Source organism: Faecalibacterium sp. An121, assembly GCF_002160915.1.
In the GTDB taxonomy this organism is placed as follows: domain Bacteria; phylum Bacillota; class Clostridia; order Oscillospirales; family Ruminococcaceae; genus Faecalibacterium; species Faecalibacterium avium.
Genome location: NZ_NFLM01000013.1, coordinates 1 through 15958 on the forward strand (window position 1 = coordinate 1; position 15958 = coordinate 15958).

Consider the following 15958-nt stretch of genomic DNA (forward strand, 5'->3'; position numbering starts at 1 on the left):
ATTCCGAACACAGAAGTTAAGCTCACTTGTGCCGAAGATAGTTGGCTGGACACGGCCTGTGAAAATAGGTAGATGCCGGCTTCTCTCACCATCAGGATATTGAAACCGTATCCTGATGGGTTATGCACCTCTAGCTCAGTTGGTAGAGCAACTGACTCTTAATCAGTGGGCCCAGGGTTCGAGTCCCTGGAGGTGCACCAGATATTGAACGTCAAATCGCAAGATTTGGCGTTCTTTCTTTATGTAGGAAAGCGGCTGCACACTTTCTGCACACCGTTTGCACATTTGCCCGAATCGGGGGCTTTTCTGCGCAAGGTTTGCACAGCCTGCTTTCCTTTGCATAAAAAGAAAAGAAGTTAGGCGAACAAGGCTCTCGTCAATTCTCTGCGTTCGTCTGCGTCCATCAGCCGGATGGCTTCAAGGATCTCCTTACCGGAGATTTTTGTTGCCGCCGGCTTTTCGTTTTGCCGGGGCTGAGGTGCTGCCGGGGTCAGGTCTTGGGAATAGAAGTTCGCTTCGATCTTCTCGGTCAGCTCCAACCGGGGCTTGTCCTGCGTGTGGGCGTAGGTGTCCATCAGGACAGATGCCGTTGCATGACCTGTGTTGCCCTGCACCGACTTGAAGTCACCGTCAGACTGCAAAAGCTGGTAGGTGGCACTGGAGTGCCGCAGACCGTGGAACACGATCTGTTCAAACTCTGGATGCTCGGCTCTCCACAGGCGGTACCATTTTGTCAGCAACTCCGGCGCGATGGGCAGGCCGTCCGGGAGACGAAACAGCTGACCGCAGTTGCTGTACTTCTCCGGAGCGTTCTGCTCGTCCTGTTTGAGCTTTTCAAGCCATGCTTGAAGTTCCTCTTTCAGAGGTTTGGTCATATACAGGACACGGTTGGACTTCTTGGTCTTAGGCTTTTTCAGGATGAGAGAGGACTTGCTGCCCTCACGCCTGTCCGGGAAGGTGTGGTAGACCTGATTGGGGTCGAGCTTTTCCAAAGCGTCCTTGTTGGCTCGCTGCATGGTCTTGCTGACTGAGATGGTGCCACGCCCATCGGCGGCATCGAAATTCAGATCACTCGGCTGCAAGCCGAGAATTTCGCCCTCACGGAGCGAAAGGACCATGCTCATGTGCACCGCCAGATGCAGGGCGGGGTTTTCGATGGTCTGCAAGGCTGCCAGCATGGTTTTCTCGTCCCAGATGGTGCGTTCCTCGATATTGACCTTGGGGGCATCACGGGGCAGGGGAATCTTGTGGATCAAGTCCCATTCCACCGCATAGGAAAAGGCGGTTTTCAGCAGGGTGTGGACTTCGTGAATAGAGGTGCTGGACAGTAGCCGCTTCTTCTGCTTCTTGGACAGGTCCTGCTTCACACCGTGCACATATTGCCCGCAGGGGGTCTTGGCAAGGGTGGCATAGAACTTCTCAATGTCGTAGGTGCGCAGCTCCTGTACCTTCCGTTTCCCGATATACGGCACGATAAGGTTCTGCACCATCGCTACGGACTGAGTGTAGGTCTTGGGGGACCACTTGTGCTTTGTGGACTGAATTGGTATCCACTTGTACAGCATTTCCTCCACCGTCATGGTGTCGGGGACGAGGAACGTGCCGTCCAGCAGTTCTTTCTCGACCGTGATCTTTCGCTCCTGCGCCTCCTTCCTGGTCTTGAAACTTTCCCATCCCTCGCAGGGTTTGCCGGAATGGTCTTTGTACTTGTAACGGACGGAGTAGGAATCTCCGCGCTTCATAATAGATGCCATAGATTACCTCCCTCAGACCGCCGCAAACCAGTTGTCAAAGCTCTGCTTGTTTACCCGGATACTGGTGCCGATGCGCAGCACCCGAAAATCCTTCGTGGTGTTGCACAGGTTGTACGCAGCGCGAGGAGAAATCGCCAAAAGCTGGGCGATTTCCTCCACCCGGTAAACAAGAGGTTCGTGCTTGGCTGCTTTGGTCTGGTCAGAAGATTCAATGGCAGGGGATTTAGACGCTTTCATTGTAACCGGGTTCGAGTCCTTTTGCAAGAACTTATTCGTATAATTTTCGGATTTCACAGTTTCGGTCATGTCAGGCCGATTCATATTCATAGGCAGACCTCCAATTCCTTGTAACCGGGTGCCGGGGCAGAAAGTGCCAGCTTTCTGCCCCAAACGTTCCCGATGAGTTCAGATTTCCGAATGCCCCTCCTGTTTGCGGGGTTGTGCCGTTGGTTTGTTTTGCCCCTGCTCTGCCTGCAGGCGGTTCAGCAGTTGCAGAACCGAATCCCGTGCTTTCTCCTTGACCTGCTCCTTGCCTTTCTGCCGGGCTTCCGGTTTCAGGAGCTTTTCCTGCAAGCGGGCAGCGGTAGTCTGCATGGTCTTGAGGAACTTGTCCAGCACGCTATCCAGATGTTTTGCGGTGTACTCTCGTGTGGCCTTGGGAGCCTTGCGTTCCGGGGACAACAACCACTTCTTCGTGTCCTCGATCATCCGCATATCCTCCTTCCGGGTCTCACTGCGAACCACGTCCGTCACGACCTCCACCGCCTTGTCATAGGCCGCAGCCGAAACATCTTCCAGCAGGGCCTCCATCTCCGAAACTTTCACGGTCAATTCGTCCAGCCTGTTCTGCTGGGCGGCAAGCTGCTCCTTCTGCTTGGCAAGAATGAAGTCCTGCTTTTCCAGATACTTTCGATTGCCGTACTCCGCTTCTTCCTCCAATTCCAGCCCGTGCCGCTTGGCGATCTCAAACAGCATCTTCCGGCAGGCGGCATCAAAGGCGATTTTGCGGTTGTTGCGGCGGCTGAGGGGCTTGCCCGGGTCAGGCAGTTCAAAACCCAACGCTTCCAGCGCCTTTTCCTGCTGGGGAGCCACCTCGCCGTACTTGTTCTCGCAGTCGAACACATGACGTTCGTGGATATGCGGCGTACTCTCATCCAGATGCAATGCCCAGTCCAAAACATGAACATGGTCTCCGAACCTTGCCTTGAACTCCTCGATGAACTCCGTGACGATATTCAGCAAGTCCTCTGCGGAAGCGTGTTCATCCAGAGTTCCCAGCTGATAGATGGTTTCTTCCGGGCAGGTCTTGCGGCTGGACAGTAGGTCGGGAATGCTGCGGTTTCGTTCGGCGTGCCGGATTTTGGTATTGCGCTCATTCTGCCTTTCGATGAACTCCGAATAGTGGGTCTCGTAGAATTGCCGTTCCACATCCGAGAAGGTCGCTGCCAGATCGTCTGGATCTTGTGGAGCGATGGCAGAGCGAAATCCGTGGAAGCAGTCCCAGTAGATGTTGCCCTTGGCTCGTTCCGGGTCGATGTGCTCGCTGTTGGCAAGGTTGAAACTCCGGTCGTTGTGTTTGGGGTTATAGGCGCCGTTGGTTCCGGCTCGTCCGTTGTGTCGTGTCAGTTTCAGATAGACATTCCTCCATTTCAACGTCTTGGTGGGGTGCGCAGCAGCTTTGCTGCTGAATCTGCCGCCTGCGGTGCGCCAGATAATACCCAGTAGGATGTGACGCAAAGCATCATATCACTGGGGCAAAGGGCTGCACCCTCTGCACTCCTGCACCGGGCAAGCTGGAGGTCAAAGATTTGCGAATCCCTGCCCACCAGCTCGTCCGGCTTTTTCAGTTGGTCATTTTGAACACCTGATTTGGCAAGCTGTCAAATTGACAGTATGCCAGAAACACCCCTATAAAGTGCGTTTTCGGTCAATCGCTGCGTACGTGCGTACGGAGAAAGAGCAACTGCCGCGTACGCACGTACGCAGCAAAACACCCAAATTCTCCTTTTATGGGGGTCATGCCCGCCAGCCGTTTGGCGTAAGGTCAGGCTGCACAAGGGCTTCGATGCCCACAAAGCCCCGGACACGCCGCCCGGAAGAATTGATAATGTTGTTGGTGTGTTCCAGATTGTACCTGCGCCGGTTGGCGATCAGCGCATCGCTGAATCCACGGGACTTGATGGCGTTCAGGCTGTTCTCCTCGCACCACATTTTGTAGACCTCATACAGCTCTTTCGAGCTGGTGCAGGCATCCGCCTTCAGGCGGATGTAGCCCTCGGATTCGAGGAAATCGAACACATTGTTGTTGTCCCGCTTCACCAGTTCCCGGTTTCGCTGGGCACGGTCGCTCTCGGTGAACTGGAAGCCATTTTTCACCAGCCGCTGTAAGCCCTCAAATGCCCATAGCAGGATGCCATCAACCTCTGCAGCCATCTTCTCGGCAATGTCCGGGTCGTCCACACGGGACAGGGGCTTGTCCTTGGTGGTCAGAATGAGTTGGCGGCGGTAGAAACCGTCCGAGCGGTCATACAGAGCCTGCAGATCGCCGTTGCTGAACGCCAGCAGACGGGCGTACATCCAGCCCTGATAGCTCTGTTTGCCCTTGCGTTCCAAGTCCATCTGCCCCTGCGCGGTCACGATGGATTTGACGTAGTTGGTCTGACGCAGGGCTTCCATCCGCATATCATCGTCCACGCAGAGCAGGGTGTGTTCAAGGTCTGCGCGGGCAAAGCGATTCTCCGAGATCTTGCCGATGCTGCCATCCTTCATGTTACAGCCGAACAGCCGGGACAGCACCACGCCGATCTGCGATTTGCCCTCGCCGCCGCTGCCCTTGATGACCATCATGCGCTGCCCCTTATTGCTGGGAATCAGGCAATAGCCGATGAACTCCTGCACTGTGGGAATGTCCTCCGGGTAGAGCAGGTCGGACAGGAACCGCAGCCAGTGGACGGGCTGGGCGGCTTTCGGGTCATACTTGACGGGCAGACGGTTGCGCACAATCTCCGGCTTACCTTCCTGAAAGGTACCGTCCAGATACAGGGTGCCGTTTGCCAGCGCAATGCGGTCGGTGACGGGCGGGAAGTCCTCCACCTGTGCCGCCAGTTTCAGAACATCTACGACATTGCTGACCCGTTTTGCGATATTTGCGCCGATATGGTCTCGCAGCATATCGAAAATTTCACAGCGCAGGTTCATGGTGTCCGTGACCCTGCCTTCCGGGGTGAAAAATGCACCATTCGAGTAAAGCAGCTGGTGGGTACTCAGAAAATCATCACAAAACAGGGATTCGTTGAAAAAGCCTTTTTTGATCCATGCAGGGGTAAAGTTGTTTCCCATAGGCACACGTCCTTTCTCTGGTGCTGCGGCTTTTCCATGTGGTCAATTTGGCCACATGGATTTTCTCTGCTGCAACAGGTGGATAAACGTCCTTTTGCTTGTGCTACGGTCAATCAATGTGATCATTTTGATCACATTGATTTCTTCTGCGTCACGGCTGGAAAATGTGGTCAATTTGACCACATTTTCCTACAGCAACTGAGGAATTTGCGTTCTGCCGTTCTCCCTGCATGGATTTCCTGCCCCCTTCCGGCGGCGTTTTCCGGCTCTCCTTCTCAGGATCATCGCCGGGTATCCCATGCAGACGGTCATGCGGTTTTCAAAGTGCGAGGCTGGAACGGCAACAAAAAAGTCGCCACAAAACAGACCGGTCATGCCTTCGCTTTTTCGGAAGGTCTTGCCAGTCGGTTATGTAGCGACTTGAAAAGTCAAAAAGGGGAGCTGCCCAGCCCCGCAGGTACTGAGCGAATAAGTAAAATATGTAAATATAAATTGTTGGGATAGATTACCACAAAATCCGGGTCATGTCAACAAAAATTTTCAAAAACACGTCACTTTTGGCAGAGTGCAAGAAAACACGCGGAAAACTTTGGCAAAAAGAGAGAGGGCTGGGCGGTGCCAGCCCTCTTGACGAGCAAATAGAGTGTGTCAAGATGGTTTTGCAAATTTTATTGCAGTAAAGCAGTGATAGTGAGACTTATTCATTTTCCAAAGAGGAGATGATGTGCCTAATATCAAAAGAAATTCATTCTGAAAAAGAAAGCTGGAAATGAATATAAATATTGTAAGAACTGTCCAAAAAGATTATAATGAAAGAAAATCATTTGTGTTTTCTTAAGGCGGAGGAATAAGCCATGATCCCAAAATTACTTATAGGAGCCGTCGGCGCTGTCATCATCGGAGCAGTCAGTGTGATAGGTGCAAGTCTTTCGAACAATGACTCAGCAAAATCTTCAACTTCAGAAACAGCCAAATCTGCAGGGACAGCCAAGTCTGCATCCGGGTCTGATCCTCAGAGTGCAGAAACTTCTGCCAAGGCTCCACCTACTGCCCCGAGCGACAGCCCTGCCCCGGCCAAAGCACCGGAGACTGAACCGCAAAGTACTGCGATAGTGCCCGTTGCTGCACAAAAACAGGCAGAGCCTGCACCACAGGCAAAGGCGCCCAATAAAAAGCCGACATTCAAAAAACCGAATTTCAATGATGACCCGATGCAGGATTTCGTGTTGACGATCAACGACGAGGACGAAAATGGACAAAAGGATTAATGTCTATGTCCCGGTAAAAGTCGGAAAGGTCCTGTGTCACTCCACCATGCTGGATGAGATCGGCGCATTTACGCAATTTGTAATCTGGTCCATCGGAAACGGCTATCCGGAGTCACAGATAAAAGCGACTGTGCAGTTGGACGAGCTGGTCGTGGATGAGGCATTGGAAGCGCTTGAACGCTGGAAATTCGCGGAGCCCGAATATGAGGACAAGTGGAAACTGACGTCTACGGGCCGGGAGTATTTTGAACTGATCCGCTGCATGGAAAAACTCGGAAGCGAAGACAATGGTTTTCCGTGCTGTGTGGAAATGTACGAAGGAAAACTCGAGCTGATCTCTCCGGACCAGATCGAAACGCTGCGCAGATCCGAGCTGCCGGACAATGCGCTCCAGCTGCCGAAAAAGGCAACGGAGGTGTTCCTCCACAACGATAACTATGGGGACTCGCTGGAGCTTGTAAAGGCTGTGCTGCGGGAAAAGCGGCTGCTCGATGATCAATACATGGGGTCTCTTTACACAACGCTCAACCTGGAAAAAGAGATTCGCTATCGTGTATACAAAACACCGCCCTATGATCTGGCTGCCCCTGTGAAGGAAGAGAAAAACGCATGTGTCCAGTTTGCAGTCCCTATCGCCCAGTTCCAGTACAAAAAATATGCTGTGGCGCTGGACGAATATCGTACCGTGCTGGAGACTATGGAAAATCTGCAGGTGTTTGAAGAACAGCGTTGTCTGGCAGGAGGAACAATTCTGTCAGAAAATGCGCGGAAGATCCTGGAAGCTTATAAGTCTGAAAAGGCCTGTGCGCCCATCAACATCTATGTCGATGAGCATATTGGCGAAATGATCTGGCGTACCATCCCGGAAAATATCGTTCTTCAGGACCGGGCAAAAGCGAAACACCTTTTGTCAACGGTAAACGTTCACCCGCAATACCATGAAGGCGGCGACTGGCGATATGAGGAGAGCAAAACTGACAGAGCGCACGCCTGTCCGGTGAAATTCCAGTTTTCCGAATTGTGTCCCGCAGAGAGGGAATCTACCGATGAATAAAAAGAAGATGTTTAATCTCATTGCGGATCTGTGCAGTGATGCCATTCATCTCAGCCGGCAAAGTACGGAACAGAACGCAATCGAGGCCGCTTTCCGATGCTTTGATACAGCAGTCGATGCGTTGGAATATGCCGCAGCACGAAAAACAACGGCCGAGTTGGAAAAAAGCGCAGAAGTCTATGAACAGGCCCAGCAACAGTACGAAAAAGCGGAAGCTCAGAAAAAACAGAATGCTGCCCAGCGCGCCCGTTATGAACAGCAGGAAACATGGGAAACAAGGCTGGCGGAACTGAAAGAAAGCTGTGAAGAACAAAGGCATAAAATGGAACAAAGCATGGATGACCGTGCCATAGTCCGTACAATAGGACATCAAATGGCAGATAATTTGGATCAGACCACGAAAATCATACAGCAGCGAATTGAACAATTGTCTGCCACTGAAGAAATGGTCAACAGGAATCAGACTGAGATCCTGAAACTGCAGCAGGTGCAGCAGGATATTCTGCGGCATTTCACGCAACTGATAGCTTATGAAACAGGAGGTAAATGATCATGGACGGATTCGATTTGAAAACAGCAGTGCAGGCAGTATCTAAGATGGTAGATGATTTGACCGAGCTTGCAAAAAATGGTCAGGACAACAAGACAAAACGATATGAGTCCGACAACAAACGGGCAGTCGAACTCAAAAAGGAGGGCACGCAGAAGATCCTGGCGGCGAGTCAGGCCGTGAACAACATCGGGTCTGCCGCAAACCATCTGGGCAGTGCCTATAAAAACATCCGCTCGGCGGAAGGCGATCTGGAAAAAGCAAGAGCTGAGGCGACAAAAGCACAGGCTGAAATCAAAAAAGCCGATGCTGTACTGGAACGGGCCAAAAACGAAAAAAGCAAAAACGATCAGGAACATGTAAAAAACATGCACGATATTGATACGAAGCATCAGGAAGCTATGCGCCAGAAAGAAATCGATTTCACCCAGACCTGCCAGGACAATGCCAACATAAAGGCCGTTGTGGACGATCATCTCAAAACAAGCGAGATCTATCACCAGAAACTGAAGGACGGGAGCCTTTCTGCCGCTGAAGCTGATCTGATGAACCAGTCTGATGCCCGAGGTGTCGAAATCGTCAAGGCTATTTTGGAGAAGCGCAAATGATGACAGAAGCGGCCGTCGGCTCCCTTGTTGTTGCGGGCATCTATCTTACAGCGCGTGTAGCTTCCTTTATCTTTGGAGAATTAACGGAGGAAGAGCGCCAGAAACAGGACGCGATCCGACAGAAATATCAACAATTCCAGGCAGCTAAAAGTTCCGCACAAGCTGATCTGCAGGCAATTCAGGATGCAACACGCAGAGAAGGACAGACATACCAGATACACTATAATGCGCAGCTGCAGGAATGGCAGATCTATCTGCGCCGGGCGGTCGCATCGCGGATCGAAGAGCAGGACCTGCTGAAGCAGGAACTGGTGGACACCATCAAAAAAGTCCGGACGGCGCTGAAGACATCAACCGTCACACTGATGCGCAGCAACAGTCTGGAACGTCTGCTGAACCAGCTGCAGGAGGCAAAAGCGCGGTGTGACGGATATGGGATCTATCTGAAAAAATATCAGAAGATCATGAACCGCCTTCTGGGGACGCAGGACGATGAGACCCTTGAAGATCTGGCTCCGTTCGAAATGTGCATCCCCCAAAATTTTCCCTATCAGGGAAAGATGATCTGGCTCTCACTGGACCAGTTTGACAAAAACAACAGATGGACAGATACCAGCATTCCGAGCATTTCCGTTACATATCAGTGCGACCCAAGTGAATTCGGATGGGAAAAGACAGATGGTCAGCGCGCACCTTTCATGGTGGATGGATTCAACTTCGAGCAGCATGTCTACTCTGTTTCTCTTGTCAAAGGCCGTTTCATGGCAGAAGCACTGCGTGACACCCGGATGGGGGTCACGGCACTTGTAAAAGAAAACGTCAGGGAAAACAATAGGAAGGGCAGCATTTTGTGCTATGAGAAAAAGCTGGAGCTGTTCCTTCCAAGCAACCTGTGTGCAAAGCCAAACTATCCCCCTGTCCGGGCAGAGTTGCAGGTCTATCCGGTGCGATGGGAATACGGCCTTTCCTCATGGAACAAAAATTTCTGTCCTGTGACAGTGAGCGAGTATGTTGCGAATGCGACTGCCAGCCTGCAGTTCAAAAATTTTCCACTTGTCTTTACCGCAGACCAGTGGGCAGAGCTACGGAAGTATCTTGAGGACAATCATCTGACGATCGACATGGAAGATGGATGGAAGGTCGGACCGATGGAGGAAACCCAGATTCATCTGGCCGAAGGCACCCGCTTTAAGTTCCAGTTCGGCGATGCGCTGGTTCTGTGCGCCAGACTCGGGTATTCTGAGCCGCCAGACACTTCTGACCGCAAGTCTCCAATGCTGATCCCCTTCTTTGAGCGGATTATGGACCAAGACCAGAGTTTTTCCAGTGATGAACTCTTTGTGGACATCGATGTTGACATGACTCCGGTTTTTCAGGAAAGGCTGGGCCACCTTGCGGAGTATGTCAAGGAAGAAGAAACTACACTTTCTAAGGAAGAAAAACTTAAACTTTTTTTAGAAGAACTTACACTTTTTTTATATGATATCGTTTCGGAACTGCAGGTACAGCGCAAAAACAAACTCTCCATGGCAGGCGAACGGTATTTTCAGCAGTGGGCAGATGTGACACAGAAGCTGATCGACTATCACCGCAAAGGCCACCCGAAAAACCAGGAAGCGTTTGAGGTGGACATAGAGACCGATCCGGGTAAAAAAGTGTCCAAAAGATTTTACACAAACATCCGGGTCCATGACCCGGAAAAGCTGAAGACCGAGTTGGAAGCATACGATCAGGAGCGGAAGCAGGGACTTCCCGCCAGCAGAAGAAAAAAGGATGATCTGAAATTCTTTGCTGAAGATGACAGAGGTCAGCCCTGCAGCGCAGAGATCAAACCAGATTGTACAGAGATATCCCTTTACAATGGCGATTTTGAGAAGATCCTGAACAGCGACAGACTTCAGTTCTATGCAGAGGAGAAAAACATCCCGGAGCTGAAGCAGAAACAGGCACTGATCCATCTGCGCAGTGGACGCATCGCCAATGCTCAGCTGCAGATGGCCATGATGGACGGTGCCAACATCGTTCCGGAAGACAGCGGCGATCGCGTGAAAACACTGGTCAACGCATCCATCGGGCAGAACGAAGCCCAGTACAAAGCGCTGTGCGGTGCACTGGAAGAGAAGAATATCTTTCTGATCCAGGGGCCTCCGGGCACCGGCAAAACAACGGTTATCCGGGAGCTTATCCAGCAGTATCGCTCCCTGCATCCCAAAGCCCGTGTTCTTGTGGTATCACAGGCAAATGTAGCGGTAGACAATGCGCTCTCCGGATTGATAGAAACAGAGTCCTCGCATATGATCCGCTGCGGCAGCAACGAGAAAATAAGTGACGAGATGAAAAACATCTCTCTGGAAACGCGTTACGACGAATATATGGCTTCCATTCAGGAGCGGCCGCAGGATACGCGCATCCAGCAGAAATGGGCAGACTTTGTAAACCCGCAGAACGGGACCGTTTCAAACATCAGCGAGCTAATTATCCGGAATCGTCCTCTGGTGGGTGCCACCTGTGTGGGGCTGGCAAAGAAACGAGTCGGATTGGAACAGTTGAAATTTGATCTGGTCATTGTAGACGAGGCTGGTAAAGCCCTACCGGGCGAGATTCTAATTCCTGTTCTTCGCGCCAAGAAGCTGGTGCTGATCGGCGATCACAAACAGCTTCCGCCTGTTATTGATCCTGCGTTGTTTGATCCGGACAAGATTGAGCTGGAAAATCGCCAGCTGCTGAAACATGAACTGTTCGACATCAGCTTCTTTCAGCGGCTGTATGAGCGCACTCCGGAAACCAACCGCGCTATGCTGGAAACCCAGTACCGTATGCCCGCTGTTATCGGCACACTGGTCAGCAGGCTGTTCTATGACGGAAAGCTGAAAAACGGTGCAGGAACCGAATCCCGTCCAGCTCTTTTCGGAACAGGCAATCTGGTCATGTACAACTGTTCCCACGATGCAAAGTACCACGAAGGGAAAGATGAGCGCGGAGGCAGTAGCGGCATCGTCAACAAAAGAGAAATCGAGCTTGTAACGGAGATTCTGAAGCGGATAAGCCAAGAACTGCCCGGACATCAGGTGGCCGTCATCACGCCGTACCGCCGACAAAACCAACTTTTGCATGATGCGTGGGAGAAGCATCAGAAGGAATGGGAAACACTGGATCTTGCCATCAACACCATCGATGCTTTCCAGGGAGACGAGGCGGAGATCGTGATTTATTGCTCTACACGGGCAGACCGTCCTACCTTGTATTTTTCGGATTATCGAAGAATCAATGTTGCACTTTCCCGTGCAAAAAACAAGCTCATCCTTATCGGAAACCTGAAATATTTCAAGGAATATTCCAAAGCAAAGGGGGCACTGCGCAAAAGCCCACTCCCTGCTATTGCGGAGTATATAACGAATTATGGACGGATTGTTCATTCTGTCAGCGATCTTTAATATCAGGTTCTGAAAGTTCGCACATAGAGAACCCTGATAACAATGCCCACCAGCTGTGGCGAAAACCATAGGTCGGTGGGCATCGTGTTCTTTATAGGGACTTAATCTTCCAGCCTGCCGTGGTCGCATCCCAGCGAGAGATAGTGCTCCATCTCTCCTCCCAGCACAAGCTGTGCGTACTCCGGCGGCTTATTGTACAGCAGCCAGTCCAGTTCTGCCCGTTGTGCCGGGGTGTTGCCGTATTCGTCCTCCACGGCGATGCAGTCGATGGTAAGGGTAGTGCCACCCTCGAACCGGGCTTCCACCCGGTTGGTGTCCATGTTGTAGCGGCAGGAAAGCAGTTTGTTCATAAGGAAACCTCTTTCTATATTAAGGTGATGTCTGTTCGATTGTCCAAATCCCTGCCATGAATCATAGTTGTGAATGTACATTTGATGCTTGGTCTGAACAGGCAAGATTTCAGCTGCTGTTTTGGGCTCGAACCTGACCGGTTTCCCGGTTTTGCATAAAAATCCGATCCCTGTTTTAAGAGGCTGATTTTGGCTCTGCACATTTTTGCACACTTTTTGCACACCGGAACGGCTGGATAACGGATGCAAGAGGGAATAATAGGTGCAAAGGATGCAGCAGATGCAAAACGCAAATTTACGATAAAGCGATAAAAAGAACGAATCTGCGTAATTCTGGAAATTGACGATTGTTGCACGTTGGTTTCTCTTAATCAGTGGGCCCAGGGTTCGAGTCCCTGGAGGTGCACCAGACCTCATCCCGTGTGCTGTATGCGCACGGGATTTTTTGTTTGCCTTTTTGGCCGCCGGGGTCTATAATGAAACCCAAAGGAGGGAAAAGCAGATGGCCAATATCGTGATCGTAGGGGCAAACCAGGGGATCGGCTATTATCTGGCCGAGGGTTTGCTGGAGAAAGGCAATGGGGTGGCGGTGCTGGATACAGATATAGCCGGGATCAGCCGTTTGAGGTCGAAATACCCGGACAGGCTGCTGACCCTGCAGGCGGACGCGGCCGATCTGGCCAGCATCGAGGCTGGGGTGGCGCAGGCTGCTGCCCAGTTTGGCTCGATCGATGCGGCTGTCCACAATGCCTGCCTCTGTACCTTTGCGGAGGAGCCGCTTACCGGATACGATGTCTACCAACGGGTGATGGACGTCAATTTCTATGGGGCGCTCCGGCTGGCCAAGACGGTGCTGCCTTTGATGCGCCGGCAGAAAAAAGGGCGGGTCATCTTTACGAGCTCAGGGGTGGGGGTCACCGGCTTTGCAGGGATCTCCCCTTATGCGTCCAGCAAGGGCGCCATCGAGTCCCTGGCCAAATGCCTGGATATTGAAAATGCCGCCGACGGCATCTCGTTCCATCTGTTTCATCCGCCTCTGACCGACACCGCCTCGGCAAGCGGTCTGCCCATCCCCAAAGAGTTCAAAGCGGACCCCAAAAAGGTGGGCTATGGGCTGGCGAAGCACTTTTGGTCCAGGAGGTTTGTGATCTGCCACTCGCCTCTGCAGGCAGTGCAGATGGCCTTTTCTTACCGGCATCCCTTGTACATCGGGCGGCTGATGACCCAAATGGCCATGCGCGCCCGGAATCCCTGACAAGTCCTTACCCCATCATCGGGACCAGCAGGGCGCACAAGGGCAGGGTGAAGATGGACAGCAGGGTGGACGCAACCACCGCGCCGGCGCCCAGCTGCTCGTCGTAGTGGAACTGCACCGCAAACACCGATGTGATGGCAGCGCAGGGGCAGGCCTCCAGCAGGATCACCACCGCGCCCACCATCCCGCCGGTGCCGGTGGCCAGGCAGAGCAGAAAGGACACGGCGGGGATGACCGCCATCCGCAGAACGAGGATCAGCCACAGCCTGCCGCTGCGTATGACCGCGCGCAGGTCGCTGGTGGCGATGATGGCGCCGGTGATCAGCATGGACAGGGGGGTATTCATGGCCCCCAGCAGGCTGATGGGCTGGGCGATCAGGGCGGGGACCGGGATCTGACCCAGATAGAGCACCAGGCCCGCCGCTACCGCCAGAAGGGCCGGCTTTTTGGCCAGTTCCAGCAGGAGATTGCCCTGGCTCGCCTTGGGGTCCAGGATGGCCATGCCTGCCGTCCAGATCAGGATATTGAAAAAGGTGTTGAAAATGCTGGCGTACAGAAGCCCCTCGGCCCCGAACAGGGCCTCGATGAGGGGGAACCCCATATAGGCCGCGTTGGAAAAGGTGATGGCAAAGCGGATCAGGGGCCGGTCCGGATGGCGCATCCGGCAGGTGAACGCCAGCGCCACCGCCAGCCCGGCCACAAGCACCCCCAGGCTGACCAGGGCGGTGCGCACCAGGTTGGCCAGGATCTCGGGGTCAAAGGCGGTCATGTAGGAGTTGACGATCATGGCGGGCACCACGATATTCACGAGCAGGCTGGAAAAGCTGCGGCGTGCCCCGGCATCCAGGATATGGCACCGGACGGCCAGGTAGCCCACCAGGATCAGCAGGAACATGACCAGCACCTGCTGCGCTGTAATAGAGACAAGATTTCCCTGAAGCATAGATTTTCCTCACATCCCTCGGTTTTGGGCGGGCCGGGATCGCGGCCCTGGAACCCGCTTTTATTATACGCCGGGGGATGGGGCGGTGCAAGGAGTTTGTATACAACAAAAATCAAAAATTGACCCTTGACAACAAGCCCCGGCTGCGCTATAATAACCAAGTCGGGAGTCGCCTCCCGCCAGCTGAATAAGGCCCGTTGGTCAAGCGGTTAAGACAGAGGCCTCTCACGCCTTTAACATCGGTTCGATTCCGGTACGGGTCACCACGTATAAAACGGTTTGCGCCGTTTTATAGATGCCTCTTTAGCTCAGTCGGTTAGAGCACCTGACTGTTAATCAGGGTGTCGCCTGTTCGAGTCAGGCAAGAGGCGCCATAAAGCGATGGACTTTGGTCCATCGCTTTTTCTTTTTGCCTTTCTCTGCGCCTCTTGCATCCTGCGGCGGCATATGGTACTCTGAATGTACAGAAACAGAGCGGAAAGGAGCGCAACATGAAGGAATTGCTGAAAAGGGCCGGGCTGGTCCTGCTGCTGCTGGCGGCCGTCCGGGGGATCCTGGCCGGCTGGGCGGCGGCTCCCTCGGTGCCGGAGGACTATACCGGATCGGTGGCCACCGGCGGCCCGGTGGAAGCTGCGTATCTGGCCATGGGCAGCTATGAGGTGGCCTGTACCACCGCTGCCGCTCCGCAGGAGGAGTGGGGCGACCTGGTGATGTATTATCCCGCCGAGCTGCCCCAGAGCCAGTCCCGCTACCCGGTGGTGGTGATGGTCAACGGCACGGGGGTGGGGGCCTCCAAATACCCCAGTCTGTTTGAACATTTGGCCTCCTGGGGGTTCATCGTGCTGGGCAGCGATGACCCCGGCACCTATGCGGGGGACTCGGCGGAAGCCGATCTGACATGGCTGCTGGAAAAGAACGCAGACCCCGACAGCGTCTTTTATGACAAGGCAGACCTGGACCGGGTGGGGGCCTGCGGCCACTCACAGGGGGGCGTAGGGGTGTTCAACGCCATTGGGGCCACGCCCCATAAAGAGCTGTACCAATGCGCCGTCAGCCTGTCGCCCATCGACGTGGAGGTAGCCCGGGCCCTCAACATGCCCTATGACCCCGCCGGCATCCGGGTGCCGGTCCTGATCCTGGCGTCGGCGAGCAAGGACGTGATCCAGATGGAGGGCCTGCAGCAGCTGTACGACCGGATCGACGCCCCCAAGGTCCTGGCACGCCGGAAGGCGGAAGGCCACGGGGAGATGCTGTACAGCGCCGACGGCTATGTGACCGCTTGGTTCATGTGGCAGCTGCAAGGGGACGAGAGGGCCGCCGCGGCCTTTACAGGCCCTGCGCCCGAACTGCTGGCGAACCCCCTGTACCAGGACCAGCGGATCGACCTGTGAGCCGAAACGAGA

The 15958-nt window shown here is 53.5% G+C and carries 13 protein-coding genes, 3 tRNA genes and 1 rRNA gene; 11 read left to right on the forward strand and 6 right to left on the reverse strand.

The window, feature by feature from the left end; translation table 11 throughout:
* Together rrf and B5E66_RS08225 are read left to right on the forward strand one after the other, a co-directional pair.
* Positions 1-81, forward strand: a 5S ribosomal RNA gene (gene rrf, locus B5E66_RS13630); the annotation flags it as partial.
* A gap of 43 nt (positions 82-124) precedes the next feature.
* A tRNA-Lys gene (locus B5E66_RS08225) sits at positions 125-200 on the forward strand.
* Between the two features lie 156 nt (positions 201-356).
* Here B5E66_RS08225 and B5E66_RS08230 read toward each other — a convergent pair.
* From B5E66_RS08230 to B5E66_RS08245, 4 genes are all read right to left on the reverse strand, one after another.
* Positions 357-1754 (reverse strand): site-specific integrase, encoded by a 1398-nt coding sequence (locus B5E66_RS08230; protein WP_087231331.1) that lies wholly within the window; start codon positions 1752-1754, stop codon positions 357-359.
* A gap of 12 nt (positions 1755-1766) precedes the next feature.
* Positions 1767-2081 carry a helix-turn-helix domain-containing protein gene (locus B5E66_RS08235; protein ID WP_087231334.1) on the reverse strand — a complete coding sequence of 105 codons (315 nt, stop codon included), beginning with the start codon at positions 2079-2081 and terminating at the stop codon, positions 1767-1769.
* A gap of 78 nt (positions 2082-2159) precedes the next feature.
* Positions 2160-3491, reverse strand: coding sequence for a hypothetical protein (locus tag B5E66_RS08240; RefSeq protein WP_242958132.1), 1332 nt, complete (start codon positions 3489-3491; stop codon positions 2160-2162).
* 279 nt (positions 3492-3770) lie between these two features.
* A complete protein-coding gene (locus B5E66_RS08245; RefSeq protein ID WP_087231337.1) occupies positions 3771-5093 on the reverse strand; it encodes a DNA primase family protein in 1323 nt (440 codons plus the stop codon).
* Between the two features lie 854 nt (positions 5094-5947).
* On the opposite strand from B5E66_RS08245, the gene B5E66_RS12860 reads away from it, so the two are divergent.
* From B5E66_RS12860 to B5E66_RS08265, 5 genes are read left to right on the forward strand one after another with little or no spacing between them, the layout of a single operon-like run.
* Positions 5948-6361, forward strand: coding sequence for a hypothetical protein (locus B5E66_RS12860; RefSeq protein ID WP_143406950.1), 414 nt, complete (start codon positions 5948-5950; stop codon positions 6359-6361).
* On the forward strand, positions 6345-7415 hold the full coding sequence (locus B5E66_RS08250; protein WP_087231341.1) for a hypothetical protein: 1071 nt from the start codon (positions 6345-6347) through the stop codon (positions 7413-7415). The genes B5E66_RS12860 and B5E66_RS08250 overlap by 17 nt, the downstream gene beginning before the upstream one ends.
* Positions 7408-7965 carry a hypothetical protein gene (locus B5E66_RS08255; protein ID WP_087231344.1) on the forward strand — a complete coding sequence of 186 codons (558 nt, stop codon included), beginning with the start codon at positions 7408-7410 and terminating at the stop codon, positions 7963-7965. Before B5E66_RS08250 ends, B5E66_RS08255 begins: the two co-directional genes overlap by 8 nt.
* A gap of 2 nt (positions 7966-7967) precedes the next feature.
* Positions 7968-8573 (forward strand): hypothetical protein, encoded by a 606-nt coding sequence (locus B5E66_RS08260; RefSeq protein WP_087231347.1) that lies wholly within the window; start codon positions 7968-7970, stop codon positions 8571-8573.
* Entirely contained in the window at positions 8570-12007 is a 3438-nt protein-coding gene (locus tag B5E66_RS08265; RefSeq protein ID WP_087231350.1) for a DEAD/DEAH box helicase, read from the forward strand. Before B5E66_RS08260 ends, B5E66_RS08265 begins: the two co-directional genes overlap by 4 nt.
* 101 nt (positions 12008-12108) lie before the next feature.
* On the opposite strand, the gene B5E66_RS08270 is transcribed toward B5E66_RS08265, so the two are convergent.
* On the reverse strand, positions 12109-12357 hold the full coding sequence (locus B5E66_RS08270) for a DUF6061 family protein (RefSeq protein WP_087231353.1): 249 nt from the start codon (positions 12355-12357) through the stop codon (positions 12109-12111).
* A 502-nt stretch (positions 12358-12859) separates the two neighbouring features.
* On the opposite strand from B5E66_RS08270, the gene B5E66_RS08275 reads away from it, so the two are divergent.
* The gene (locus B5E66_RS08275; RefSeq protein WP_087231356.1) at positions 12860-13612 is read left to right on the forward strand and encodes an SDR family NAD(P)-dependent oxidoreductase; all 753 of its coding nucleotides are present in this window, start codon (positions 12860-12862) and stop codon (positions 13610-13612) included.
* 7 nt (positions 13613-13619) lie between these two features.
* Here the strand turns inward: B5E66_RS08275 and B5E66_RS08280 are convergent, their stop codons facing one another.
* Positions 13620-14555: an AEC family transporter gene (locus B5E66_RS08280; protein WP_087231359.1), complete on the reverse strand. Its 936-nt coding sequence runs from the start codon at positions 14553-14555 to the stop codon at positions 13620-13622.
* Between the two features lie 191 nt (positions 14556-14746).
* Here B5E66_RS08280 and B5E66_RS08285 point away from each other — a divergent pair.
* From B5E66_RS08285 to B5E66_RS08295, 3 genes are all read left to right on the forward strand, one after another.
* Positions 14747-14821 (forward strand) — tRNA-Glu (locus B5E66_RS08285).
* 31 nt (positions 14822-14852) lie between these two features.
* Positions 14853-14929 (forward strand) — tRNA-Asn (locus tag B5E66_RS08290).
* Positions 14930-15046: 117 nt separating this feature from the next.
* Positions 15047-15946 carry a poly(ethylene terephthalate) hydrolase family protein gene (locus B5E66_RS08295; RefSeq protein ID WP_087231361.1) on the forward strand — a complete coding sequence of 300 codons (900 nt, stop codon included), beginning with the start codon at positions 15047-15049 and terminating at the stop codon, positions 15944-15946.
* Positions 15947-15958: the final 12 nt, after the last annotated feature.

Excerpts from the sequence above, each read along its gene's own strand:
- B5E66_RS08230 (WP_087231331.1), bottom strand. The coding sequence starts at position 1,754 with ATGGCATCTATTATGAAGCGCGGAGATTCCTACTCCGTCCGTTACAAG.
- B5E66_RS08235 (WP_087231334.1), bottom strand. The coding sequence starts at position 2,081 with ATGAATATGAATCGGCCTGACATGACCGAAACTGTGAAATCCGAAAAT.
- B5E66_RS08245 (WP_087231337.1), bottom strand. The coding sequence starts at position 5,093 with ATGGGAAACAACTTTACCCCTGCATGGATCAAAAAAGGCTTTTTCAAC.
- B5E66_RS12860 (WP_143406950.1), top strand. The coding sequence starts at position 5,948 with ATGATCCCAAAATTACTTATAGGAGCCGTCGGCGCTGTCATCATCGGA.
- B5E66_RS08250 (WP_087231341.1), top strand. The coding sequence starts at position 6,345 with ATGGACAAAAGGATTAATGTCTATGTCCCGGTAAAAGTCGGAAAGGTC.
- B5E66_RS08255 (WP_087231344.1), top strand. The coding sequence starts at position 7,408 with ATGAATAAAAAGAAGATGTTTAATCTCATTGCGGATCTGTGCAGTGAT.
- B5E66_RS08260 (WP_087231347.1), top strand. The coding sequence starts at position 7,968 with ATGGACGGATTCGATTTGAAAACAGCAGTGCAGGCAGTATCTAAGATG.
- B5E66_RS08265 (WP_087231350.1), top strand. The coding sequence starts at position 8,570 with ATGATGACAGAAGCGGCCGTCGGCTCCCTTGTTGTTGCGGGCATCTAT.
- B5E66_RS08270 (WP_087231353.1), bottom strand. The coding sequence starts at position 12,357 with ATGAACAAACTGCTTTCCTGCCGCTACAACATGGACACCAACCGGGTG.
- B5E66_RS08275 (WP_087231356.1), top strand. The coding sequence starts at position 12,860 with ATGGCCAATATCGTGATCGTAGGGGCAAACCAGGGGATCGGCTATTAT.
- B5E66_RS08280 (WP_087231359.1), bottom strand. The coding sequence starts at position 14,555 with ATGCTTCAGGGAAATCTTGTCTCTATTACAGCGCAGCAGGTGCTGGTC.
- B5E66_RS08295 (WP_087231361.1), top strand. The coding sequence starts at position 15,047 with ATGAAGGAATTGCTGAAAAGGGCCGGGCTGGTCCTGCTGCTGCTGGCG.